Genomic DNA, 22,213 nt, shown 5'->3' on the forward strand with positions numbered 1-22,213 from the left:
TACGCCTGACGACCATAGCACGCGTGAACCACCTGATCCCTTGCCGAACTCAGAAGTGAAACCGCTTAGCGCCGATGGTAGTGTGGGGTCTCCCCATGCGAGAGTAGGTCATCGTCAGGCACTTATTTAACAAGAAACCCAGCCCATCGGCTGGGTTTCTTGTTTGCGCGAAAGAAAAACAAGGGGTCTCCCCATGGAGAGTCCCGGAGCGCCGGCCGCCGGATGGCCGGCCCGATCATCGTCAGGCACTTATACGAAAAAATCCCCCAGGGCTGATGCCTTGGGGGATGTTTTTGCGTGAGGGGGAGGTTGTGAGGGGAAATAGTAAGGAGTAAAGGGTGTGAGCTGCCAGCAAGGCTCTCCTCACTCCTTACCCCTCACCCTTTACTAGAGAAGCATTTCTAACGCTTCAATCAGGCTATCCATCTCATCATCGGTGCCGATGGTGATGCGTAGGAAGTTGTTGAGGTCTGAGGTATTAAAATGGCGCACCAGAATGCCCCGCTCGCGTAGGCCAGCAAATAGCTGCGCGCCTTCGTGGTTAGGGTGCTGGGCGAGCACAAAGTTAGCCTTAGAGGGCAATACTTCAAATCCCAACGCTTCAAGGCGCCGGTGAGTGCGTTCACGGGTGGTGATAACACGCTCGCGGCAGGCTTCAAAATGCTCGACATCTTTGAGTGCGGCGATGCCTACTAAGCTTGCCAAACTATCCACTGGAAAAGAGTTAAAGGAGTCTTTTACCCGCAACAGGCCATCGATCAACTCCTCTGAGCCCACCGCATAGCCTAGCCGCAAGCCTGCCAAACTGCGTGATTTAGAAAACGTACCGGTGACGAGAAGGTTAGGGTAGCGATCAATCAGCGCAACAGCACTCTCTGCGCCGAAATCGACATACGCCTCGTCCACAAGCACTACTCGATCAGTGACGCGCTTTAACAGCGCCTCGATAGTCGCAAGCGAATGCGCGTGGCCAGTAGGGGCGTTGGGGTTAGCGAAAATAACGCCGCTGCGGCTAGTATCCGCTCCAAGCGCATCAATATCGACTTCCCACTGCTTATTGAGCGGATGCTTTCGCAGCTCAACGCCATAAAGGTTGGCGTAAACGGGGTAGAAACTATAGGTGATCGTGGGTACGTCTAGTGGTGCGCCATGGCGGAAAAATGCCTGAAAGGCAAACGCCAGCACCTCATCGGAACCATTACCGACAAACACTTGGCCACTCGCTACCTGAAACGTCTCCGCTAACGCTTCACGCAGCGCTGCAGAGGTTGGGTCAGGGTAGAGGCGTAGATGATCGGTCGCGTAGTCACGCAGTGCCTCACCGACACCTGGCGCAGGTGGGTAAGGGTTTTCATTGGTATTGAGCTTTACAAGCTGCTCGCGTGGCTGCTCGCCGGGCACGTAAGGCGTAAGTTCGCGAACGGCCGGACTCCAGTATTGGCTCATGTGGGTAACCTGATTATCCTAGCAAGGTACACCATGGTCGCTTGAAGGCTAACTAAGCGCAAGCATTCGCATCACTAGGGGTGTGCGTCGCACCTTGTAGCGGTTATGCTGTCATAAGTGCGCGTAAATAAATGTGATGTCCAACACGAGATTAAGGAGACACTCTATGCAACTTAAGAGTTTGCTGGCCGGTTCGGCCATGTTGGCACTGCTGGCTGGCTGTGCAAGCAGCCCCATGGAGCAGCAGCAAGAAGAGGCAGCTGCCGCACAGCAAAATTACCAAGGTTCATTACCTTGCCGCAATTGCGATGGTATCGATCTGGATGTCACGATGGTGGGTGAAGAGATGAGCGCGGCTGAAGAGCGTACCTTCACACTGAACGCTTCTTACCGTAACCACCCTCAAACACCGCCGGATGAAAACTACGCGGGTAACTGGGAAGTGCTAACCGGTACGCCTTCCGATCCGGACGCCACTGTTTACGAACTGACGCCAGATGGCGATGGTCAAATCTACTACTTCATGCGTATTGATGAGAGCACGTTGGAGTTGATTGATCCAGAGCGTCGCCGCTTTGAAAATGGTGAAATGCTGCAGCTAAAGCGTCAATAAGACGTTAGCCAGTAGTACAAAAGGCGGCCACTGGCCGCCTTTTGTGTTTGCTGGCACTCATGAATATAAAGTACGCGACAGTAAGTGATGAATACTAGCGGCAGCCAAGCGTAAGTTGCCCCTTAGTGACAGCAACAGTAGGAGTGTAATGGCAGTGGCCAAAGCCAAAAGCGCCTTTGTGTGTACCGAGTGCGGTGCCGAATACCGTAAATGGCAGGGACAATGTAGCAGTTGCCACGAGTGGAACACGCTCAGTGAAGTGCACTTGGCGAGCGCCCGCCCTGGTGGCGGCGCAGCCCCCGGTCGATCTGGCTACGCGGGAGATCTGTCCCGTGAAGTGATCGACCTGGGCAATGTGGATCTTAGTGAAGTGCCGCGTATGAGCTCGACGTTCGCGGAGTTTGATCGCGTGCTAGGCGGAGGGTTGGTGCCCGGGTCAGCGGTTCTGTTGGGTGGTAATCCTGGGGCGGGCAAATCGACCCTGCTGCTGCAAACGGCCTGCAAGTTGGCCCAGCAGCGGCGTATCCTCTATGTGACCGGTGAGGAGTCACTCTCCCAGGTAGCGATGCGTGCGCACCGCCTACAGTTGCCCACCAATGGTTTGAAAATGCTGGCCGAGACCAGTGTAGAAACTATTCTGGCGGTGTCTGAGCGGGAGAAGCCAGAGATTCTGGTGATTGACTCCATCCAAACCATGCATCTGGAAGATATCAGTTCTGCACCCGGTGGCGTTGCCCAGGTGCGCGAGTCAGCCGCGGCGCTAACGCGCTTCGCCAAAAAGACTAATACGGTTTTGCTACTGGTAGGCCACGTCACTAAGGACGGTTCGCTGGCGGGCCCTAAAGTGCTTGAGCATATGATTGATGCCTCGCTGCTATTAGAGGGGGGCGCCGACTCACGCTTTCGTACCCTGCGAGGGCAGAAAAACCGTTTTGGCGCCGTCAACGAGCTAGGTGTTTTCGCCATGCTTGAACAGGGCCTTAAAGAAGTTAAAAACCCCAGCGCAATCTTTCTTTCTCGCCAGGAGGAGCAGGCGCCAGGTAGTTTAGTCATGGTGGTCTGGGAAGGCACACGGCCGATTCTGGTGGAGGTACAGGCGCTGGTGGATGAGTCCGCGCTGGGTAACCCTCGCCGTGTCGCCGTCGGCGTTGATCAAAACCGCCTGGCTATGCTGCTGGCAGTACTTAATCGCCACGGTGGATTGTTTACCGGTGACCAGGATGTGTTCTTGAATGTCGTCGGCGGTGTCAAAGTGCTCGAAACCAGCGCCGACTTGGCGGTGTTGCTAGCCGTGGTTTCTAGCCTGCAAAATCGCGCGCTACCCAAAGAGCTAGTGGTGTTTGGTGAGGTTGGGCTATCGGGCGAGATACGCCCGGTGCCCAGTGGTCAAGAACGCATTGCCGAAGCGGCCAAGCACGGTTTTCTCCGCGCCATTGTACCGCGCGCTAACGCACCCAAGCAGGCGCCTAAGGGTATGGAAGTGATCGCTGTTGATAAACTCAGCGATGCGCTGGACGCCCTGTAGCCTGGACGATACTGGGTTAAACTGATGATATTCCCCAAGTGCCAAGGAGAGACACGATGAGTTCGATTCGCTTGACCCAATATAGCCACGGCGCGGGCTGTGGCTGCAAAATCGCCCCAGACGTGCTGGATGGCATTCTTGCCAAGGCGGGGCCAGCGGCGGGCCATAAGCGGCTTATCGTCGGCAATCAGGGACGCGAAGATGCGGCTGTCTACGATCTGGGCGATGGGCGGGGCATGATTGCCACCACGGACTTCTTTATGCCCATTGTCGACGACCCCTTCGATTTTGGCCGTATCGCGGCGACCAATGCCATCAGCGATGTTTACGCCATGGGCGGCACGCCGGTGATGGCGTTAGGTATTCTCGGTTGGCCGCTGGATAAACTCAGCGCTGAAGTGGCGGGGGACGTAATGGCCGGCGCCCAGGCGGTGTGTCGCGAATTAGGCGTTGCCCTGGCGGGCGGTCACTCTATTGATGCGCCCGAGCCGATTTTCGGACTCGCGGTAAATGGCTTAGTCGACCTGGATAAGCTCAAGCTAAACAGCACCGCCAAACCGGGTGATCTACTGTTTTTAACCAAGCCGTTAGGCGTAGGCATGCTAACCACAGCAGAGAAACGTGGCTTGCTGGAAATGGGCCACCATGGTCTTGCCCGTGAAACGATGCTCAAGCCCAATAGTATTGGTGTGAAGCTTGCCAATGTAAAAGGGGTGAATGCCATGACTGATGTTACTGGTTTTGGCTTGGCGGGCCACCTTGCTGAAATGTGCCAGGCCAGTAACGTCATGGCCCAGATTGATTTCCGTAAGTTGCCTCGTCTGGCCGAGGCAGAGTCCTACCGCCGCCAAGGCGCTGTGCCTGGTGGTACGCTGCGCAATCGTGATGCGCTGGGGGAGAGCCTGCCGGCCATGGATGAAGCCCACTGGCAGTGGTTATGTGACCCCCAGACTTCCGGCGGCCTGCTGCTCAGCGTTGACCCCGCCTGGGAGGATGACGTTGAGCGTATTGGTCGCGAATTCGGCCTGTCGTTACAGTCATTCGGCGTCATGAAGGCGCGCCAGGGTAAAGCCTCCATCGAGGTGGTCGGGTGATACTGGCCACAACTCCAGCCACCACACCGGCGGTATTGGGTTTAATTAGAGAAGAGCGACCGCTAATAGATGTGCGCGCCCCGGTGGAGTTTGCCCAGGGCGCGCTGCCCGGTGCCGTCAATTTGCCCTTAATGGTCGATGACGAGCGTCATCAGGTGGGCATTGCTTATAAGAAGCATGGTCAAGCCGCGGCGATTGAGCTAGGTGAGCGTTTAGTCAGCGGCGAGGTCAAGCAGGCTCGGGTCGCAGCGTGGCAGAAGTACTTAGCCGAATACCCAGATGCATTGATTTACTGCTTTCGCGGTGGACTGCGCTCGCAAATTGCTCAGCAGTGGCTGGAAGAGGCCGGTATCTCCAGGCCACGGCTGGAGGGTGGCTGGAAGGCTATGCGCCAAGCGCTCTGTGAGCGCATTGATACGGCCGCGCTTCAGCCAATGCTGGTTGTTGCCGGGCTCACCGGGTGTGCAAAAACAGCGCTGATTAATCAGCTCGATAATGGCGTCGACCTGGAAGCTTATGCGCACCACAAAGGTTCTGCTTTTGGACGCAGACCTGAAGAGCCTGCTACTCAAATCAACTTTGAGCATGCGCTGGCCAAGCGGCTAATCGGGCTGATGGAAGGGCTGGTCATCGAAGATGAGTCCCGTCAGATTGGCAACGCCAATATTCCCTTGAACTTCTGGCGGGCGCAGCAGCAAGCGCCGCGGGTGCGTATCGAAATGCCGCTGGATTGGCGCCTTGCTCAGATTCAGCAGGACTATATTATCGACCTGGAGCAGGCCTATGCCGCTCGTCATGGGGCCTACCAGGGCTGGCAATTAATGCAGGCGCAGTTAAGTAATTCCCTTATCCGACTAGGAAAACGCTTGGGTAACGCGCGCCTTCAGCGCTTACAGCGGCTGCAGGCGCTGGCATTCAAAGAGCATGCCCAGGGCAACCCCCAATCCCATGAAGCCTGGCTTGCGCCGCTGCTCACCGAGTACTACGACCCGCTCTACCGCTACCATTTAGAGAAGCAGCGCGACGCTGCGCCGCCAGAGATTCATGTGGGCGATTGGGATAGCTGCCTAGAGGCCGCCAGGCAGTGGAACCGCTGACGGCCTTATAGCTTGTACTGTTACGCTGCTTTAAGCCACTGGGTCATCAGTCGGTCGAGCTGTGGCGCGAGGTGAATAAAGCGGTTGGGGTCTTCTAATATTTGGGCCGCATCCTGAACATAGCGGGTAGTGGAAGGTGACGCTCCAGGCCACTCGGCTGTGCCCAGCAGCTGTTTCACGCTAGCCGCAGTGGCTTCCAGGTGGCACAGCAGGCCGATGACACGACCTCTGTCCCATGCAAACCCTTGCAGCGGTGCAGCTTCGCTACCGCCTAGGGGCAGCGCATCGTCGGGTAAACTGAAGACATAGCGATGCCACATAAAAGCGCTGAATATTTCGGGTAAATCCAGCAAGCTTTCCGGCGCTAGGGTGACTGTATGCCAGCCTGTTTCAGTATAGGTACCAGGCGCTACCACCGAGCCCAGTGCCTGGGCTATCCAGTGGGCGCCTACGCCAATACCCAACAGCGGTTTTTGGCCATCCAAATAGCGGTTGATGAGTTTATCTTCGGCTTTAAACCACGCCGGTGGATGGCTGAGTAGCTCTTCTGGGCCATCAAGTATAATCAGTGCATCAGACTCGTTTGGGCGGGGCGTTAGCTCGCCTGCGTAGAGATGAAAAACGGTGTAACTATGGCCCATACTGGTTAGCCAATCGGTTAAACGGGCGGGGCCATGGTCAGGGCCGTGCTGTAGCAGATGAATATGCATGGTAATCTCCTCGCCGGCCGTACAATCATCAAAGCGCTGGGGATCGCCCCAAGCGTAGAGAGACGATAACGTACCCGCTAACTTTCACCAATATCCCACGTCAAGCGATCCAGGAAATCAGTATGGTGTCGAAACCCCAGGGCTTTTACCAACGGTTACAAGAACTCCCACTACCTGCCCAGCAAGCCTTCATGGCGGCGTTGTGTGAGCGTTTGCTGCCTAACTATATGCTTTATCAGCAAACCACCGGCCAGGGTGATAGCCATACGCTAGGCACTGTGCTGAGTTTGGTCTGGGAGCGGCTTAATGTGCCCAATGCCAGTATCGACTTTGCCCGCCAAGCGGAAAAGCTAGCCGAGTGTGAGCCGCCCGAAGAGGATGACAGCTTTGGTGCCCGGCGCGCCCTGGATGCAGTAGTGTCGGTCTCAGCGCTGCTGGACACCCTGCAAGGCGACTCCCCAGAGGCCGTGCTGGATGTTAGCCGCACATCCCGAGCGGGCGTACGCGCCTTTATAGAGCTTACTGAAGGCGAGGTTGACGCGCAGAAGCTAGCGCTGATTATTCGCGACCACCCGCTGATGGACGACGAAAACGATTTTCAGGATGCCGTATTGGAAGCCGTCAGCGAACCGCTGGATAAGGCGTCGCTGAAAGAGGTGCGTGAATTAGGCCGCAATGGTGGCATCAGCAATCTGGGTTTATCGCTAGACGATGTTGAGGAGTAGCGACTAAAAGCGCACCCCTGCGGTTAGCATCATGCCTGCGGTGCCGAAAATGATCAGGTCTGATTCAAACCGGCCCCATTGCACACCGATACTGGGGAGTGCGGCCGGGGCAATTTCAAAGTGATTGAGCGGAATTTTGTCGCGATACTCGCCTTTATAGCCGCGCAGGAGTCCGCCAGTGAGTTTGGCGCGCACGTTTAAACCCTGATTGGTTTGCCAAAGGGGGAATTCCCGCCCTGCATAGAAGTACCAAGTGGGTTGGTCAAAGGAGTTTTTGAACCAAGCCCCACCCGCTAACCAGTGGTTCGGATTATGCAGTTCAATGCTAACCAGGTCTTGCTGGTTAGTGTGTTCCGGGTCGGGGCTGAAGTGGCGGGTATAAAGGCTGGTTTGCACCAGGGTGTGATCCCACTCCAACGACGGTGGCCAATCAGGTAGCGTGAAGGCAGTAGCAGGCGTGCTTAATAGCAGGCCTGCGAGCCATCCCATCCATGGGTGTAAACGAAACATTCGAAGCTCCTGGTTGATAGAGGGCATTTTAAAGCCGCATTTCGATACCGCGTTCGGCCATATAGCGCTTAGCTTCAGGGATGGTGTATTCGCCAAAATGGAAAATACTGGCGGCCAGCACTGCATCGGCACCACCTTTGAGTACGCCATCCACCAGGTGATCCAGGTTGCCCACACCGCCTGAGGCTATCACCGGAACGCTCACCGCTTCGGAAATCGCGTGGGTCACGCCCAGGTCAAAGCCAATCTTGGTGCCGTCGCGATCCATGCTGGTGAGCAGTAGTTCGCCCGCCCCGAACTCAACCATCTTCTTCGCCCATTCAACGGCGTCAAGGCCTGTTGGGCGGCGGCCGCCGTGAGTGAAAATCTCCCAACGGGGCGTTTCTCCCTCTTTAGAGACCCGTTTAGCGTCAATCGCCACCACAATGCACTGGCTACCAAAACGCTCGGCGGCTTCGCGAACAAACTCAGGGTTAGTGACCGCTGCGGTGTTGATCGATACTTTGTCCGCTCCGGCGTTCAGCATAGTGCGAATGTCGTCACAGCTGCGAATGCCGCCGCCGACGGTTAGCGGAATAAACACTTCGCCAGCAATGCGTTCAACCATCTCCACCGTCGTGTCGCGGTCTTCGTGGCTAGCGGTAATGTCGAGAAAGGTGATTTCATCGGCGCCCTGCTGGTTATAGCGCTGGGCAATCTCCACCGGATCACCGGCATCGCGAATACCGACAAAATTAACGCCTTTGACCACGCGCCCGGCGTCTACGTCCAGGCAGGGGATAATGCGTTTGGTAAGGCTCATGAACTGCCTCCCGTCAGTTGGTCGCTCAGCCGCTGAGCTTCGGCAACATCCAGGCTGCCTTCGTAAATTGCCCGACCGGTAATAGCGCCCAGAATACCGCTATCAGCAACCTCGCAGAGTGCTTTGATATCGTCCAGGTTGGTCACTCCACCGGAGGCAATCACCGGCAAACCGCCTTCGCGGGCAAGCGCCGCGGTGGCTTCCACATTGACGCCTTGCATCATGCCGTCGCGGGCAATGTCGGTGTAGACAATGCTGGAGACGCCGTCGTTGGCGAAACGCTTGGCAAGCTCAGTGGCTTTTACCGTGGAGACCTCTGCCCAGCCGTCGGTGGCGACATAGCCATCTTTGGCATCAAGTCCAACGATCACATGGCCGGGAAAAGCGCGGCACATCTCGCCCACAAAAGCGGGTTCTTTAACTGCCTTGGTGCCGATAATCACATAAGAGACACCGGCGCTTAAGTAGTGCTCGATGGTTTCCGCACTGCGAATGCCGCCACCAATTTGAATCGGCAGATCCGGGTAAGCGCGGGCGATAGCCGTCACGGCGTCACCGTTCACCGGTTTGCCTTCAAAGGCGCCGTTCAAATCTACCAAGTGCAGGCGACGGGCGCCTGCTTCTACCCAGCGCGCCGCCATGGCCACCGGGTCATCGCCGTAAGATGTCGCGTCTTCCATGCGGCCCTGCTTCAATCGGACACACTGGCCGTCTTTGAGATCAATAGCGGGAATTACCAACATACAAAATCCTCTCAGGGCGTCCAGGTGACAAAGTTTTCAAGCAGGCGAAGGCCCGCGCGGGAGCTTTTTTCGGGGTGAAACTGCACCGCGAAGGTCGCGTCACGGCCAATGGCCACGTGGGCGGTTACCTTGCCGTATTGGGTCGTACCAAATACTTGTGCATCTTCATCGGCATTAACGTAGTAGCTATGCACGAAGTAGAAGTGTTCGTGATTATCAATACCTGCCCAGAGTGGGTGTTCATGGTGCTGCTCTACCACGTTCCAGCCCATGTGCGGTACTTTCAAGCGCTGCTCGTGGGCGTCGCGCATATCGCCAGGGAAACGATCTACACTGCCTTTAAAGAACCCCAGGCACTCTACGCCGCCATTCTCTTCGCTGCGCTCCAGTAGCATCTGCTGGCCCACGCAGATACCCAGCAGCGGTTTAGCCTGGCGGGTTAAGATATCCTCCACCAACCCGCGTAACTCGGTGCGCTCAAGTTCGCCAACGCAGTCGCGAATGGCCCCTTGGCCCGGTAGCACTAAACGCGTTGCGCCGAGGATACGGCGCGGGTCGCGGGTAATGACGACATTCTCATGGGTCACATGCTCCAGCGCTTTGGCTACAGAATGAAGATTGCCCATTCCATAGTCGATTACAGCAATGGTCATGAAGCGCTCCTTGGAGAAGTGGACAAAATAGGGCTAACGGCAAAGCCCGTGGCATCGCGCAGGCTACAGCGCAGCATCATAAGCTCCCTTTGGTGGAGGGCATTTGGCCTGCCATGCGCGGGTCTTCCATCACGGCCATGCGGAGTGCTCTGCCAAAGGCCTTGAAGATCGTTTCCGCCTGATGGTGAGCATTAAAGCCTTTGATGTTGTCGATATGCAGCGTCACGCGGGCGTGATTGACAAAGCCTTGGAAAAACTCCCAGAACAACTGAGTGTCCAGGCTGCCGATAGTGTCGCGGGTGAATTCAACATTCATAAACAGACCTGGCCGACCGGAAAAGTCGATCACTACCCGGGAGAGTGCTTCATCAAGAGGAACATAGGCGTGACCATAACGGTAAATGCCGCGTTTATCGCCAATTGCTTCAAAAAAAGCTTGGCCTAGCGTAATACCCAGGTCTTCTACGGTATGGTGGTCGTCAATATGCAGGTCGCCAGTGGCATTGATGTCGAGATCGATCATCCCGTGGCGAGCAACTTGATCAAGCATATGATCCAGGAACGGAACGCCGGTTTGGCAGCTAAGACGGCCTTCGCCGTCGAGATTGACGCTGACCTTGATCTGCGTTTCGTTGGTGTCACGGCTAACCGTGGCAATACGCGCTGACATGTTGCATCTCCTGCGCTGAAGCGCACTCTGAGGGATGGCTGGTGGCGATCATCAACTTACCACTGATTTGATCGGCCTGTGGCGAAGCGACCATTATAGTGAATCGGCGCCCTCATCCGCTACAATGCGCGAAATGTAGCCGCAATCAATTGCGGCAGAAATAGCAGCCAGGCTGCTTTGGCGAAGAGGATTTCACCATGCCGGTGACACTGCACCATGTCGACCAGGCCCGTTGGGAAGCCGATGAGCAGGTGCGACTTGATCTTATGCGCATCTATCAGGATGCGCCCCAAGAGCGTATGCCCACCCCAACGGTTGAGCCATTTATTGAGCAACATTTTGCAGGCCAGCACTTTTTTGCCTGCGCACTCTTCAACGATCGGTTGCTGGGGGCCGTCGCCGTTCAGGAGGGCGCAGACCGGGCGTGGTGGCTATCTGAGCTCTGCGTGCGCAAAACCACCCGTCGCCGTGGCGTCGGCTCGCGCTTGATGGCGCTGCTTGGCGAGCAAGCCAAGCAGGAAGGCCGTGTCCTGCGCATTGAAACGTCCACGTTACCACTGGCCGACCGCGTGCTGCTCTCCAAGCTAGGTTACCGGCCAATGGCCAATCCAGAAACGCCGGCAGCGGGTATGCCCGCTACCAGTGATTTTGTTGAGTTAGACCCACAAGGGAAAGGGTAATGAAACAGCTATTACGTATCTTGCTGGCAGCGGTCGGCATTCTCGCCATCGTTGCGGTCGCCGCCGTGGTCTACGTGACCACCTTTCTGGATCCAGAAGACTTCAAGCCCCGTTTAACTGCTGTCGTGGAGGAGCAAACGGGACTCAACTTGGCGTTGGAAGGCCCGATTACCTGGTCATTCTACCCGCGTATCGGCGTCAGTGTAGAGAAAGCCCGCGCCTGGTTGCCCGAGCAGGCTGAAGAGAGCGCTGCCTTTGCGGCTATTGACCGCGCCGAGGTGAGCGTGGCATTCGGCCCGCTACTGCGCGGGGAAATTGCCGTTGACGGCCTAACCCTGGACGGTATGCGCCTTAACTTAGAGCGCGATGAACAGGGTGAGGGTAACTGGGAGCCCTTGTTAGAGCGCCTCTCTGAGCATAATGAAAGCGCGGCTGAAACGGTGCTGGCGCCCGCCAGTGCTGGCCCAAATGCGGACGCCGGAAGCTTAGCCGTGGTGTTGAGTATTGCCAGCGTTGAAGTGAAAAACGCCGACATTCGCTTCCGCGATGCGCAAACCCAAGCACTGTGGCGTATGCAGCAACTGAATATCTCGGGTAGCAACGTTAACCCGCTGCGTGCCTTTCCGCTGAAGGCTATGTTCACACTGACCAAGCATAATCGGCTCGATGCCGAGGTATTGGAGCGTGCCCCTGATCTGACCAGCGATATCAATCTTGAAACACGCGTGCGGCTTGGGTTGGCAGATAAGCTTTTCGCCCTGGAAAATATGGCACTGACCACTCGAACCACCAAGGGGGCAGAGAGCGAGCCACAGCAGCTAAGCTTGAAGGCCGCCGAACTGGTTGCCCGTATGGGCGAGCAGCAGCTCACCATTAAAGAGGGGCTGCTCGAAACGGGCCTGCGTAATGCGGATAACTGGCAGGGCAGCTTGGCGTTGGCGCTCGCCTTTGGCCTGGAGGGCGACTGGCAGGCACAAACGGCGCAGTTGAAAGACTTGCAGCTTACCGGGCCGGATGGCTTAAGGGTGAGCGGCCACCTTAATATTGAGCAGTTGCGCGATGCTCCCCGTTATCGTGGTCAGCTAACCGCTGCCCCCTTTACGCTACGCCCCTGGCTTGCCCGTGCTGGCGTTACCCTAACCACCGCGGGCGAGGCTGCGCTCAGCGATGTAGCCATGACCAGTCCTATCGAAGGTGATGCCGAGCAATTCTCTTTGCCTAGCCTCTCGTTGGTCGTCGACGACAGCACCTTTACCGGCGAGCTGACGGCGGCGCTGAATGGCTCACGCCTGGCGTTCGATTTAGCCGGTGACCAACTAGACCTTGATCGCTATCTACCCGGTGAGGCCACCGCCAAACAGGCGAGTCGCGGTTTACTGCGTAAAGCTTTTGCTCAGGAAAACAACACACTAGTGCCGCAATCATTACTCAGCGGGTTGGCGCTAGAGGGCGACCTGAGTGTCGATACGCTTATTTTTGCGGGCCTGACCTTCAACAATCCACGCTTGCAACTGCGTGGCGACGACGGCGTTCATCGGCTAACGGCGTTTGAGTCAGGCTTCTACGAGGGTGAACTCCGCGCGACCGGCCAGGTTGATGCTACGGATTCCATCCTTGAGTGGGCGCTATCGCCGACTATTAACAACGTTCAGGTGGCGCCGTTGATTGAAGCGATCAGTGAAAAAGAGGAAGCATCACCACTGCGCGGTCGCTTTAATTTAACCGGGGATGTCACCAGTCAGGGCAATACCCGTGAAGCGCTTATCGGCAACCTCAATGGCGCGCTTAATGCTCGTCTAAACGAAGGCGCCATTTTAAATACCAACATTTCCAAGCAGATGTGTGAACTGGTTGCCCAGTTAGAGGGGCAGGGCACTTTGCGGGATTGGCACACCGATACGCGCTTTGAGCGTTTTGATGCTACCTTCCAAATCAGTAACGGCTTAGTGGAGAGTGACGACCTGCTGATTACCCTGCCCGGCATCGATGTGCGTGGAGAAGGTGAACTGGATCTCGCCAGCTTGAACTTTGATACCCGTGCTAATGCTCGTTTGGTCGACACCGCTGACGCGGCCTGTGAAGTTAACCCGCGCCTGGAACAACTGCCGCTGCCCGTACGATGTGAAGGTAATCTTGGCGATGAACGCACCGAGTGGTGCCGGTTCGACCGTGAGATGTTCCAGACCGCCGTGGTTGACCTGCTGCGTAACGAGGCGGGTGATCGTGTTAATGAAGAGCTGGAGGAGCGTCTAGGCGACTCTTTAGATGAGCTAGATGAACGCCTTGGCGAAGGCGCTGCTCAAGAGCTTCGCGATGGCCTACGCAGTCTGTTTAACTGAGCATCGACGCAGGATGTAAAGTGACGCATTTATCGAAACAGTAAGTGCTGCGCCGGCCTAAACGCCGGCGCTTTTTTATATTGGCACTGGTGTATGCCCATTGCTGTTTCATATACCCATTTCTGTTTAAGGAGCGTGCATGGCAGATATGCCCACGCCGCGGCTAGCGGCAAGCGAATTCCAACAGCGCCTACTGGATTGGTTTGACCGCTACGGCCGTCACGACTTGCCGTGGCAGTCTCCGCGTAGCGCCTACCGCGTGTGGGTGTCGGAAATCATGCTGCAGCAAACCCAGGTTGCCACCGTTATCGGCTATTTTGAGCGTTTCATGGCGCGCTTTCCTACCCTGGAAAGTCTCGCCAAGGCCCCGCAGGATGAAGTGCTGCACCTCTGGACGGGCCTTGGTTACTATGCCCGTGCGCGCAACTTGCATAAAGCTGCCCAGGTTGCGTTAGCGGAGCACAATGGCGAACTGCCGACGGAGAGTCTCGACGCATTAGTCGCTTTGCCTGGTATTGGCCGCTCCACCGCTGGTGCTATCATTGCGCAAAGCACGGGGCAGCGTGCGGCAATTTTAGATGGCAATGTAAAGCGCTCGCTCACTCGTTTGCATGCGCTGCCCGGCTGGCCGGGCAAGCCCAATGTGGAGAGAAAGCTGTGGTCGCTGGCGGAGTACTACACCCCAACAGAGCGCCTGGCGGATTACACCCAGGCGATGATGGATTTTGGCGCCACGCTATGTAAACGCAGCAAACCGGACTGCCTGAGCTGCCCATTTAACGATGTCTGTTTGGCCTACGCCCAAGGCGAGCCAAAGCGCTACCCGGAATCCAAACCCAAAAAGGCGCTGCCCACACGACAAACGATCATGCTGATGCTGCGTGACCCGGAAGGCCGGATATGGCTCGAGAAACGCCCTCCCAGCGGTCTGTGGGGCGGGTTATGGAGTTTGCCGCAGTTTGAGAAGTACAGCGAGCTCAATGACTGGCTTGAAGACAACGCCGTTAACCCTAAGCGGGGAACTACGCCGCCTAGCTTTTACCACACCTTCAGTCATTTTCGCTTAGAGATTACCCCGCAGCCGGTGAGCTGCGATAGGCTGGGCGGTGTTCGCGAAAGCGGCGTATGGTACGACGTTAACCATCCGCCCGAACTGGGCCTTGCTGCTCCCGTTAAAGCGCTGCTCAGCCAGCTAACGCCCTTTAGCCTCAATCCGACACCAGGGCACGCTTAAGCGTTTGCTAGCTGATTGGATGAGATCATTGAATGAAGTCGCAGAACCAGGAGCACGTTATGAGCAATACCGTTTTTTGCCGCAAGTACCAAAAAGAGTTGGAAGCACTGCCATTCCCACCTTTGCCGGGTAAGCAGGGGCAGGAGATTCAGGCCACCGTTTCCAAGCCCGCTTGGGAAGCGTGGCAGGCGTTGCAAACCCGCCTGATCAATGAAAAGCACCTCAACATGCTCGACCCCGAATCCCGTGCGTATCTAATGGAGCAGATGCAGCGCTTCCTGGACAACCAGGAAACCGACCAAGCCGAAGGCTATGTGCCGCCTAAGCAGGTATGAGCAGCAGGCATGAAGAGAGCGGTTGTTCGTTCTTGAGTACAAGGTGGATTGATCGAGCAACTGACTTGTAATTAGTGGCTCTAGGTATGGGTGTATCGAAGGCCGAGCCAGAGATGGCGTAGGAAAAAAGACTTCTAAGCATCGGTATCGCAAGAAAGTTTCACAAAGGTGTTGACGGAAAGCGGCGTTTTTAGTTTAATACGCACCGTTGGCAGCGGCCAGATAGCTCAGTTGGTAGAGCAGGGGATTGAAAATCCCCGTGTCGGCGGTTCGATTCCGTCTCTGGCCACCACACTGCTGGGGTATCGCCAAGTGGTAAGGCACCGCTTTTTGGTAGCGGCATTCCCAGGTTCGAATCCTGGTACCCCAGCCATTGCCAACAAGATTTCTTGTTGATTGCAGAGCCTAACAGCGAAGCAATCAAGTTCTCAAGGAAACGTGAAGCGCCGACATAGCTCAGTTGGTAGAGCAACTGACTTGTAATCAGTAGGTCCCGGGTTCGACTCCTGGTGTCGGCACCACTAAAAAGTGGTTAAAAGCTAAACGTTAGAGAATTAGATTAAGCCGTCCGAAAGGGCGGCTTTTTCGTGTGTGTCTACGATATCTGTATTTATAAAGTTTCCATGTCGTTGATTGAGTAAAGTAGTGAGCATAAAGTATGTTTTGGGCTCACTCGTGGACTGAATTTTGCTAGTGAGCTAATACGTAATTTCTATTTAGCTTGGCATTTCAGGGGGAATCTCGATGATTCCACTTCATGATTACTTGGCATTTCTCTCCATCGTTACGCTCATCGTAGTCTCCCCAGGAGCCAACCTGTTCCTGCTGCTTCAGGCGACGCCGGCGCAAGGCCGTGTTACGGGGGTGTTGATGACCCTGGGCTTCTGTGCGGCGATCATATCTCATGCCACTTTGGCGCTCATTGGTGTTGGGGCACTCGTCGCAGCCTCTGTCACGTTATTCACTATTATAAAATGTGTGGGCGCTGCATATCTTATTTGGCTTGGCGTTAAGGCATTTCGAGCAGCACTAACGAAAACGCCCATCGCGTCGCAGGCGAAAGATTGTCAAACATTGCCGAGGATAAGCCAAAAACAGGCCTTTGTGCGGGGCTATCTCACCAATATTCTCAACCCCAAGCCCGCTATCTTCTACGTTGCGGCCTTTCCCCAGTTCCTGAGTGCCGGTGGAACGGACTACTGGCTGGGAGGGCTCGGTTTGGGAGCCAGCCATGCCCTGATCGCTCTGTTCTTCTACGGTATGGTTGTCGTCACATTGCATAGAGTCGCTGAGTGGTTAAGGAAACCATGGGTATGGAAGTCGATCCAAGGCATCTCTGGTTTAGTCTTTCTTCTGATCGGCGGTCGCCTCTTGATTTCGCGCTCCCCGGCCTGATTCTTCTAGGCTTGGTGAGTTTAAAATGCGTCCTTTAGATGAGCTCTTTGTGATTAATAAAGATGCACCGCCTCGAAGACCGCCAATGGTTCACTGTTATCGCTCGACAGTACAAGCATTGCGCCATCCACGCTCCATGCTGTTACCTGCTTGAGTGTGGCTAGAAAATCTTGCTCAGTTTTCATTTGGGACGGTGGGCAGGCCATTTTAGTGCTGGCGATTTGCCCAAACTCTATGCGCTCGTTTTCCACACGGTAGCTGCCCATCAGGGTGTTACAGCCGGTAGCGCCGGCTAAGCGAGAAGCCTCTTGATGAAGAACCAAATGTGCTTCACGGAAATTCTCATGGGTGACGACCGGTGCGCCATCAAGCGTTACCAGCTTCCAGTAGGTGTTGATCAACGGTTCATTAGGGCGATGCGCTGTCTCGTGGGTATCCATTGTTGCTGAAGAACACCCAGCGGTTATTAATAGCGCGCTGATAAATCCATAAATCGGTAGCTGCCTTTTCAAAGTATGATTCCCCATTCAGTTAGATAAAAAGATGAGCAACATTAACCGCAAACATTGTGGCTTGGAGTGAGCTTTTTAGGTGACTTATTGCCTAAAAAGCCACTGTTCAATTTTTTTCACGTAACCTACGTTATCAAACCAGAAATCATGCCTTGCGAGGAAATTTTAGTGGTATAGGCTACTCCCAGCACGATGTTAGAATCGTGCTGTTTTATTTATATGTACGCTAATCTTTATACGTGCAATATGTTCGATCTGAAACCTAATCATACAAGGAGTGGATTAGATGACAGTCAAAAGCACACCACTAAATGCTGTAACCGCCCATAAGCAATATAGCGAAATGGCCGATACACCTAACGTTCACACTACTCAGGTTCAGTGCCAACAGGTTCAGTGCCAACAGGTACAGGATGCCTACCCGTCGCGCTTAACCACCCCTCCTGAGAAAACCTGGCTGCCGCGCCAAGAGGCGGTTGTCAAAGGCCGTCAACTTTCCGGCCCGTTAAGCCAGGCGCAGCTTGATGAGTTTGAACGTAAAGGGTTTCTGTTTATTCCCAACCTCATTGAAGGCGCAGAGCTTGAGGAGCTGCGTCAGGAAATGAAGGCGTTGATGAGCAACGATAAGTACCTCAATCAAGACTTCAGCGTCACTGAGCCAGAGAGCCAGGAAATCCGCTCGCTATTTGCGGTTCACTTCCTTTCTGAGCGGTTGGGAAAGCTGGCCAGCGATGAGCGTGTCGCGGGCGCTGCTCGTCAAATCATAGGCGACGACCCTTATGTGCATCAGTCGCGTATTAACTATAAGCCTGGATTTGCCGGTAAGGGCTTTAACTGGCACTCCGACTTTGAGACGTGGCACGCGGAAGATGGCATGCCTGCGATGCACGCGGTTAGCGCATCGCTGATCTTAACTGACAACCATGAGTTCAATGGTCCGTTGATGCTGATCCCCGGTTCGCACAAAAAGTTTGTACCCTGCGTGGGGGAAACACCGGAGGATAACCACAAAAGCTCGCTGAAAGCGCAGGAAGTGGGCGTGCCAAGCCCAGAAGCACTTACCGAGCTAGTGGCTGAACACGGTATTGAAGCGCCAAAAGGCAAGGCGGGTGGTTTGCTGCTGTTCGATTGCAATACGCTGCATGCTTCTAACGCCAACCTGTCGCCTGACCCGCGTAGCAACGTGTTCTTCGTGTTTAACCGCCAGGATAACCGTTGCCGGGCGCCTTATGCGGCAGCCAAACGACGGCCTGATTTCCTGGCTCATAGCCCTGGTCAACAGGCTCAGCAATATCGCTAACGTGTAGTGGGGAAACAAATTCATGGCCGAAGGGTGTGGAACCTTCGTATAGGTGGGGTAAACTGTTGCGCCTGTCGTTGCGAAAGCGGCACGCATAATGAGAAGGAGAATACCCGCCATGCGTTTTGTTCCACAGTTTACCGATGGCCAGGAGTTTCCCCACCCGCTGGGCAAGGTTGTCTGCATCGGCCGTAATTATGCTGACCATGCGAAAGAGCTGGATAATCCAGTTCCCACTGAGCCGCTGCTGTTCATAAAGCCATCGACCAGCGTTGTGGATCTAACCAAACCGTTGGATCCGCCGTTTTCACGCGGAGATGTGCATTATGAAGCCGAGCTTGCGCTGTTAGTGGGTGAAGCGTTAACCCACGCTACCCTGGATGAGGCCGAGCGTGCGATTGTCGGTATCGGGTTGGCGATGGATTTAACGCTGCGTGATGTACAGACGAAGCTAAAAGAGAAAGGGCATCCCTGGGAAATCGCCAAAGCTTTTGATGGCGCTTGCCCGCTTTCGTCGTTTCTGCCGCTAAGCCGTGTTCCCAACTGGAACGCGCTGGCTTTCACGCTTGAGATTGATGGTGAAGAGCGCCAGCACGGTGAAGGCTCCGATATGATCTTCGCCATACCAACCTTGGTAGCCGAAATGAGCCGTCACTTCACTCTAGAGCCGGGCGATGTGATTTTGACCGGCACGCCATCAGGCGTTGGAGAGCTGGTTCGCGGTTCATCATTGCGTTTAACCTTGACCGGTGGTTTGGTAGTTGAAACCAGCGTAGTCGAGTAGCGAAAAAAGCAGAGAATTGCTGGGCAGTGTTGGATCGTGCAGAAGCGCCACCCCAAAAACAGGGTGGCGCTTCTGTTTGGCGTAACCCAATACGTGCCATTCAGTACGGGCTATTCAAGACGAGCTATTCAAGGCTCGTTTTCAAGATCGGTTATTCAAGATAGGTATAGCCTTCCAACCCTTCGCTTAAGCTTGCCGCAAAACGCGCTTGCTCGTCGGCAGTAAAGCCGCTGGCGGCTAGCTGGTCGGTGAGCTTCTGCTTGAGCACATTAGCATTGAAGTTGACGTAGGCAAGCACCTGGGCCACCGAGTCCCCGGCCAGTGGGTTAGATAGTGTCCACTCGCCGTCGGCATTGAGCGCAGCATCAACGGAGTCGGTGTCGCCAAACAGGTTGTGTAGATCGCCAAGAATTTCCTGATAGGCGCCCACTAGAAAGAACCCTAGCCAGCGTTCATCGTCTGAAGCCCACTCGGGAAGCGGTAGGGTGCTCTCGACCCCCTGGCCGTCGACGTAGCTGTCGATGCGGCCGTCGGAGTCGCAGGTGATATCCTGAATCACTGCCCGCCGGGTGGGCGCTTGATCCAGCCCGCTAAGGGGCAGTACCGGGAATATCTGCTCGATGCCCCAAACATCAGGCACCGACTGGAATAGCGAGAAGTTGACGAACAGTTTATCGGCGAGTTTCTCCGCCAGTTCATCCATGATTTCGCGATGGGCACGGTTACGAGTATCCAACTGAGTGCGCAGCCGTGTGCAGGCAGCCATATACACCCGCTCACCTTCAGCGCGGGCGGTAATGTTACTCAAACCCATCACAAAACGTTCCTGCAGTTCGCTAACCGCTTGAAGCAGATCGTGCCACGCTTCCACCAGCATGCGCGGCTCTTGGGCGGTCGCTAACTGCTCGAACACCCGCCAAAGCAGCTCTACTTGGGCATCTTCTTGGCTCTCGCCTGCCGAATGCCGTTCAGGCGGCGTGTCGTCGATGCGCTCTTCGCCAATCACGTTAGTGATCAGCACCGCGTGGTGGGCAGTTAGCGCACGGCCGGATTCGCTAATGAGATGAGGCTGTGGCAGGTTCGCCTCTTGGCAGAGCTGGGCAAAGGCGCTGACGACGTTGCGGGCGTATTCACGCATCGAATAGTTAGCTGAGCAGAAGCTGCGAGAGCGAGTGCCTTCGTAATCGATACCCAGGCCGCCACCTACATCGACGGTGTCAATGGGTGCGCCCAACTGCATCAGGTTCTGGTAGAAGCGCGCGCACTCACGCAGACCGCGCTGAATATCGCGAATATTGGCGATCTGGGAACCCAGGTGGAAGTGCACGAGCTGCAGACTTTTCAGTGCCTCCTCGCGACGCAGGGTGTCTACCACCTCGAGAATTTGGCTGGCGGTGAGGCCGAACTTAGACTTCTCACCGCCGGTATTCTGCCATTTGCCCTTACCTACCGAGGCAAGGCGGGCGCGCAGGCCAATACGCGGGGTAACATCCAGTTCTCGCGCCTCTTCCAAAATCAACTGCAGCTCGGAGAGCTTTTCGACCACTAAATAGACCTTGTGCCCGAGTTTTTCACCCAGCAGCGCCAAGCGCACATACTCGCGGTCTTTGTAACCGTTGCAGACAATCAGCGAAGAGCCGCCGTCAGACAAAGCCAGCACTGCCAGCAACTCGGGCTTGCTGCCCGCTTCCAGCCCCACACGGCCGTTGCCGCGCTCGGCGGTGGCCAGAATCTCTTCGACTACTCTGCGCTGCTGGTTCACTTTAATCGGGTAAACGGCGGTGTAGCCGCCCTGGTAGTCGCAGTCGCTCATGGCGGCATCAAAAGCACCACACAACTGCTCAACCCGGTCGTGAAGAATATCGCTAAAGCGCACCAGCACAGGCAGCCGCAGCCCAGCGCTCTGCAACTGGCGAACCAAGCCGCTCAGCGGTAGCGCCGGGCCTTCCGCATCACTACCCAGCGGCCGCACCAGGGCCTGACCTTGATCATCCACGTCGAAGTAACCACTACCCCATTGATCGATATTCCAGGTGCGCCGTGCGCGAAGGGCAGGGCTAGTCGTCGCCATCACACTCATGCAGAAACCTCAGGTAGCGGCAATGCACCGTGGGCAATGCGCGCAGTTAATATGGTTCGAAAACGTTCGGGGTCGTGAGGCGTCAAATCGTGGGCCGGGGGATCAACATAGACCACCAGCAGGCGTGACAGCCAGTAGCGCAGCGCCGTCATGCGCAGCATGGTGGGCCACAGCTCCCGTTCATCCGTCGTTAACGGCCGGCGCGCCAGATAGGCGCTCAACAGCGTATTGTAGCGCTCAGCGTTGAGCGTGCCATCGTCGTTAGAGGCCCAGTCGTTGATCACAATCGCCAGATCAAACAGGAGATCCCCAGTGCAGCCATTATAAAAGTCGATAATACCGCCAAGCTGGTCACCCTCAAACAGGGTGTTGTCACGAAACAGATCACCGTGCAGGGCGCCTTGGGGCAGCTCACTGTGTCGCATAAAGGCGCTCTCGAAATCGTCGACTTCATCCTTCATCAACGTTTGATCCGCGGGGCTTAGGTAACTCAATACTTTATGGTGCATCACCTGCAGCCAGTTGAGATCCCGCGGGTTGGGGCGGTGGCCGGGGAAACGCTTTGACACCACGTGCAGGTGACCCAAAGTATCGCCTAAGGCATGGCACTGGGCTACATTGGGCGCCTCGGGATGGCGGCCAGGCAGGCGCGGGAATAGCAACGCCGGCTTGCCCTCCAGGCTATGCAGCGCGATACCTTCGCGGTCATGAATGGTGCCGGGCACCGGTAAGCGGTGCTCGTCCAAATAGTCCAGCAGTTCGACAAAGAACGGCAGTTCTGCGTGTTCGCCCTGTTCGAACAGGGTTAATACCAGTTCGCGGCGGTCGGTAGTCACAAAAAAAGTCGAATTTTCGGTGCCGTTCGCGACTCCCTTAAGGGAAACAAAACTGCCCACATCAAATTTTTCTAAAAACGCGGCGACCTGTGCGTCGCTAAGCGGAGTAAATACAGCCATGAGAGTCTCG

22 protein-coding genes, 3 tRNA genes and 1 rRNA gene are annotated in these 22,213 nt (G+C 55.7%); 16 read left to right on the forward strand and 10 right to left on the reverse strand.

Annotated features, from left to right (window positions below; genetic code table 11):
- Nucleotides 1-4: 4 nt before the first annotated feature.
- Nucleotides 5-120: ribosomal RNA gene (gene rrf / locus ACW17M_RS22965) — 5S ribosomal RNA — on the forward strand.
- Between the two features lie 267 nt (nt 121-387).
- On the opposite strand, the gene hisC is transcribed toward rrf, so the two are convergent.
- Nucleotides 388-1,446 carry a histidinol-phosphate transaminase gene (hisC, locus tag ACW17M_RS22970; RefSeq protein ID WP_084625540.1) on the reverse strand — a complete coding sequence of 353 codons (1,059 nt, stop codon included), beginning with the start codon at nt 1,444-1,446 and terminating at the stop codon, nt 388-390.
- Nucleotides 1,447-1,612: 166 nt separating this feature from the next.
- Here hisC and ACW17M_RS22975 point away from each other — a divergent pair, with 166 nt between their 5' ends.
- The 4 genes from ACW17M_RS22975 (at nt 1,613) to mnmH (ending at nt 5,775) form a co-directional block, all read left to right on the forward strand.
- Nucleotides 1,613-2,059 (forward strand): copper resistance protein NlpE N-terminal domain-containing protein, encoded by a 447-nt coding sequence (locus ACW17M_RS22975; RefSeq protein WP_022522027.1) that lies wholly within the window; start codon nt 1,613-1,615, stop codon nt 2,057-2,059.
- A 154-nt stretch (nt 2,060-2,213) separates the two neighbouring features.
- Nucleotides 2,214-3,584, forward strand: coding sequence for a DNA repair protein RadA (gene radA / locus ACW17M_RS22980; RefSeq protein WP_027958874.1), 1,371 nt, complete (start codon nt 2,214-2,216; stop codon nt 3,582-3,584).
- A gap of 56 nt (nt 3,585-3,640) precedes the next feature.
- Complete coding sequence (gene selD / locus ACW17M_RS22985) at nt 3,641-4,678, forward strand: selenide, water dikinase SelD (protein WP_027958873.1); 1,038 nt, start codon at nt 3,641-3,643, stop codon at nt 4,676-4,678.
- Nucleotides 4,675-5,775 carry a tRNA 2-selenouridine(34) synthase MnmH gene (gene mnmH / locus ACW17M_RS22990; protein WP_027958872.1) on the forward strand — a complete coding sequence of 367 codons (1,101 nt, stop codon included), beginning with the start codon at nt 4,675-4,677 and terminating at the stop codon, nt 5,773-5,775. Before selD ends, mnmH begins: the two co-directional genes overlap by 4 nt.
- A 20-nt stretch (nt 5,776-5,795) precedes the next feature.
- Here the strand turns inward: mnmH and ACW17M_RS22995 are convergent, their stop codons facing one another.
- Entirely contained in the window at nt 5,796-6,485 is a 690-nt protein-coding gene (locus ACW17M_RS22995) for a type 1 glutamine amidotransferase (protein ID WP_457548169.1), read from the reverse strand.
- Nucleotides 6,486-6,607: 122 nt separating this feature from the next.
- Between ACW17M_RS22995 and ACW17M_RS23000 the strand changes: the two genes are divergently transcribed.
- Nucleotides 6,608-7,210: a YjaG family protein gene (locus ACW17M_RS23000; RefSeq protein ID WP_022522032.1), complete on the forward strand. Its 603-nt coding sequence runs from the start codon at nt 6,608-6,610 to the stop codon at nt 7,208-7,210.
- Between the two features lie 3 nt (nt 7,211-7,213).
- On the opposite strand, the gene ACW17M_RS23005 is transcribed toward ACW17M_RS23000, so the two are convergent.
- From ACW17M_RS23005 to hisB, 5 genes are all read right to left on the reverse strand, one after another.
- Nucleotides 7,214-7,720, reverse strand: a complete 507-nt coding sequence (locus tag ACW17M_RS23005; RefSeq protein ID WP_457548170.1) for a hypothetical protein — start codon at nt 7,718-7,720, stop codon at nt 7,214-7,216.
- A 28-nt stretch (nt 7,721-7,748) separates the two neighbouring features.
- Entirely contained in the window at nt 7,749-8,522 is a 774-nt protein-coding gene (gene hisF, locus ACW17M_RS23010) for an imidazole glycerol phosphate synthase subunit HisF (RefSeq protein WP_008957631.1), read from the reverse strand.
- Nucleotides 8,519-9,265, reverse strand: a complete 747-nt coding sequence (hisA, locus tag ACW17M_RS23015; RefSeq protein WP_022522035.1) for a 1-(5-phosphoribosyl)-5-[(5-phosphoribosylamino)methylideneamino]imidazole-4-carboxamide isomerase — start codon at nt 9,263-9,265, stop codon at nt 8,519-8,521. The genes hisF and hisA overlap by 4 nt, the downstream gene beginning before the upstream one ends.
- Before the next feature lie 11 nt (nt 9,266-9,276).
- On the reverse strand, nt 9,277-9,918 hold the full coding sequence (gene hisH / locus ACW17M_RS23020) for an imidazole glycerol phosphate synthase subunit HisH (protein WP_022522036.1): 642 nt from the start codon (nt 9,916-9,918) through the stop codon (nt 9,277-9,279).
- Nucleotides 9,919-9,994: 76 nt separating this feature from the next.
- Nucleotides 9,995-10,588, reverse strand: coding sequence for an imidazoleglycerol-phosphate dehydratase HisB (hisB, locus tag ACW17M_RS23025; protein ID WP_009288591.1), 594 nt, complete (start codon nt 10,586-10,588; stop codon nt 9,995-9,997).
- Between the two features lie 197 nt (nt 10,589-10,785).
- Between hisB and ACW17M_RS23030 the strand changes: the two genes are divergently transcribed.
- From ACW17M_RS23030 to ACW17M_RS23065, 8 genes are all read left to right on the forward strand, one after another.
- A complete protein-coding gene (locus tag ACW17M_RS23030) occupies nt 10,786-11,268 on the forward strand; it encodes a GNAT family N-acetyltransferase (protein ID WP_009288590.1) in 483 nt (160 codons plus the stop codon).
- Nucleotides 11,268-13,607 (forward strand): AsmA family protein, encoded by a 2,340-nt coding sequence (locus ACW17M_RS23035; RefSeq protein ID WP_457548171.1) that lies wholly within the window; start codon nt 11,268-11,270, stop codon nt 13,605-13,607. Before ACW17M_RS23030 ends, ACW17M_RS23035 begins: the two co-directional genes overlap by 1 nt.
- 139 nt (nt 13,608-13,746) lie before the next feature.
- Complete coding sequence (gene mutY, locus ACW17M_RS23040; RefSeq protein WP_233975583.1) at nt 13,747-14,841, forward strand: A/G-specific adenine glycosylase; 1,095 nt, start codon at nt 13,747-13,749, stop codon at nt 14,839-14,841.
- A 59-nt stretch (nt 14,842-14,900) separates the two neighbouring features.
- Nucleotides 14,901-15,176, forward strand: a complete 276-nt coding sequence (locus ACW17M_RS23045) for an oxidative damage protection protein (protein ID WP_027958863.1) — start codon at nt 14,901-14,903, stop codon at nt 15,174-15,176.
- 216 nt (nt 15,177-15,392) lie between these two features.
- Nucleotides 15,393-15,468: transfer RNA gene (locus ACW17M_RS23050), tRNA-Phe, on the forward strand.
- Nucleotides 15,469-15,474: 6 nt separating this feature from the next.
- Nucleotides 15,475-15,549 (forward strand) — tRNA-Gln (locus ACW17M_RS23055).
- Nucleotides 15,550-15,621: 72 nt separating this feature from the next.
- Nucleotides 15,622-15,697 (forward strand) — tRNA-Thr (locus tag ACW17M_RS23060).
- Nucleotides 15,698-15,920: 223 nt separating this feature from the next.
- Nucleotides 15,921-16,571 (forward strand): LysE family translocator, encoded by a 651-nt coding sequence (locus ACW17M_RS23065; RefSeq protein ID WP_041159523.1) that lies wholly within the window; start codon nt 15,921-15,923, stop codon nt 16,569-16,571.
- A 53-nt stretch (nt 16,572-16,624) separates the two neighbouring features.
- On the opposite strand, the gene ACW17M_RS23070 is transcribed toward ACW17M_RS23065, so the two are convergent.
- Nucleotides 16,625-17,011: an META domain-containing protein gene (locus ACW17M_RS23070; protein ID WP_051430534.1), complete on the reverse strand. Its 387-nt coding sequence runs from the start codon at nt 17,009-17,011 to the stop codon at nt 16,625-16,627.
- 358 nt (nt 17,012-17,369) lie between these two features.
- Between ACW17M_RS23070 and thpD the strand changes: the two genes are divergently transcribed.
- The gene (gene thpD / locus ACW17M_RS23075; RefSeq protein WP_457548172.1) at nt 17,370-18,383 is read left to right on the forward strand and encodes an ectoine hydroxylase; all 1,014 of its coding nucleotides are present in this window, start codon (nt 17,370-17,372) and stop codon (nt 18,381-18,383) included.
- A 118-nt stretch (nt 18,384-18,501) separates the two neighbouring features.
- Complete coding sequence (locus tag ACW17M_RS23080) at nt 18,502-19,167, forward strand: fumarylacetoacetate hydrolase family protein (RefSeq protein ID WP_233975534.1); 666 nt, start codon at nt 18,502-18,504, stop codon at nt 19,165-19,167.
- 151 nt (nt 19,168-19,318) lie between these two features.
- On the opposite strand, the gene speA is transcribed toward ACW17M_RS23080, so the two are convergent.
- Together speA and ACW17M_RS23090 are read right to left on the reverse strand one after the other, a co-directional pair.
- A complete protein-coding gene (gene speA, locus ACW17M_RS23085; protein WP_022522054.1) occupies nt 19,319-21,247 on the reverse strand; it encodes a biosynthetic arginine decarboxylase in 1,929 nt (642 codons plus the stop codon).
- Entirely contained in the window at nt 21,244-22,203 is a 960-nt protein-coding gene (locus ACW17M_RS23090; RefSeq protein WP_400675170.1) for a homoserine kinase, read from the reverse strand. Before ACW17M_RS23090 ends, speA begins: the two co-directional genes overlap by 4 nt.
- Nucleotides 22,204-22,213 lie beyond the last annotated feature (10 nt).

Source organism: Vreelandella sp. 2A-K22, from assembly GCF_054065485.1.

What these genes read in the sequence shown, in the direction of transcription:
- ACW17M_RS23070 (WP_051430534.1), bottom strand. Translation starts at nt 17,011, where the DNA reads ATGGATACCCACGAGACAGCGCATCGCCCTAATGAACCGTTGATCAAC.
- hisH (WP_022522036.1), bottom strand. Translation starts at nt 9,918, where the DNA reads ATGACCATTGCTGTAATCGACTATGGAATGGGCAATCTTCATTCTGTA.
- ACW17M_RS23090 (WP_400675170.1), bottom strand. Translation starts at nt 22,203, where the DNA reads ATGGCTGTATTTACTCCGCTTAGCGACGCACAGGTCGCCGCGTTTTTA.
- mutY (WP_233975583.1), top strand. Translation starts at nt 13,747, where the DNA reads ATGGCAGATATGCCCACGCCGCGGCTAGCGGCAAGCGAATTCCAACAG.
- hisC (WP_084625540.1), bottom strand. Translation starts at nt 1,446, where the DNA reads ATGAGCCAATACTGGAGTCCGGCCGTTCGCGAACTTACGCCTTACGTG.
- hisB (WP_009288591.1), bottom strand. Translation starts at nt 10,588, where the DNA reads ATGTCAGCGCGTATTGCCACGGTTAGCCGTGACACCAACGAAACGCAG.
- selD (WP_027958873.1), top strand. Translation starts at nt 3,641, where the DNA reads ATGAGTTCGATTCGCTTGACCCAATATAGCCACGGCGCGGGCTGTGGC.
- ACW17M_RS23005 (WP_457548170.1), bottom strand. Translation starts at nt 7,720, where the DNA reads ATGTTTCGTTTACACCCATGGATGGGATGGCTCGCAGGCCTGCTATTA.
- ACW17M_RS23045 (WP_027958863.1), top strand. Translation starts at nt 14,901, where the DNA reads ATGAGCAATACCGTTTTTTGCCGCAAGTACCAAAAAGAGTTGGAAGCA.
- ACW17M_RS22995 (WP_457548169.1), bottom strand. Translation starts at nt 6,485, where the DNA reads ATGCATATTCATCTGCTACAGCACGGCCCTGACCATGGCCCCGCCCGT.
- hisA (WP_022522035.1), bottom strand. Translation starts at nt 9,265, where the DNA reads ATGTTGGTAATTCCCGCTATTGATCTCAAAGACGGCCAGTGTGTCCGA.
- ACW17M_RS23035 (WP_457548171.1), top strand. Translation starts at nt 11,268, where the DNA reads ATGAAACAGCTATTACGTATCTTGCTGGCAGCGGTCGGCATTCTCGCC.
- ACW17M_RS23080 (WP_233975534.1), top strand. Translation starts at nt 18,502, where the DNA reads ATGCGTTTTGTTCCACAGTTTACCGATGGCCAGGAGTTTCCCCACCCG.
- speA (WP_022522054.1), bottom strand. Translation starts at nt 21,247, where the DNA reads ATGAGTGTGATGGCGACGACTAGCCCTGCCCTTCGCGCACGGCGCACC.
- thpD (WP_457548172.1), top strand. Translation starts at nt 17,370, where the DNA reads ATGACAGTCAAAAGCACACCACTAAATGCTGTAACCGCCCATAAGCAA.
- ACW17M_RS23030 (WP_009288590.1), top strand. Translation starts at nt 10,786, where the DNA reads ATGCCGGTGACACTGCACCATGTCGACCAGGCCCGTTGGGAAGCCGAT.
- ACW17M_RS23065 (WP_041159523.1), top strand. Translation starts at nt 15,921, where the DNA reads ATGATTCCACTTCATGATTACTTGGCATTTCTCTCCATCGTTACGCTC.
- ACW17M_RS22975 (WP_022522027.1), top strand. Translation starts at nt 1,613, where the DNA reads ATGCAACTTAAGAGTTTGCTGGCCGGTTCGGCCATGTTGGCACTGCTG.
- hisF (WP_008957631.1), bottom strand. Translation starts at nt 8,522, where the DNA reads ATGAGCCTTACCAAACGCATTATCCCCTGCCTGGACGTAGACGCCGGG.
- ACW17M_RS23000 (WP_022522032.1), top strand. Translation starts at nt 6,608, where the DNA reads ATGGTGTCGAAACCCCAGGGCTTTTACCAACGGTTACAAGAACTCCCA.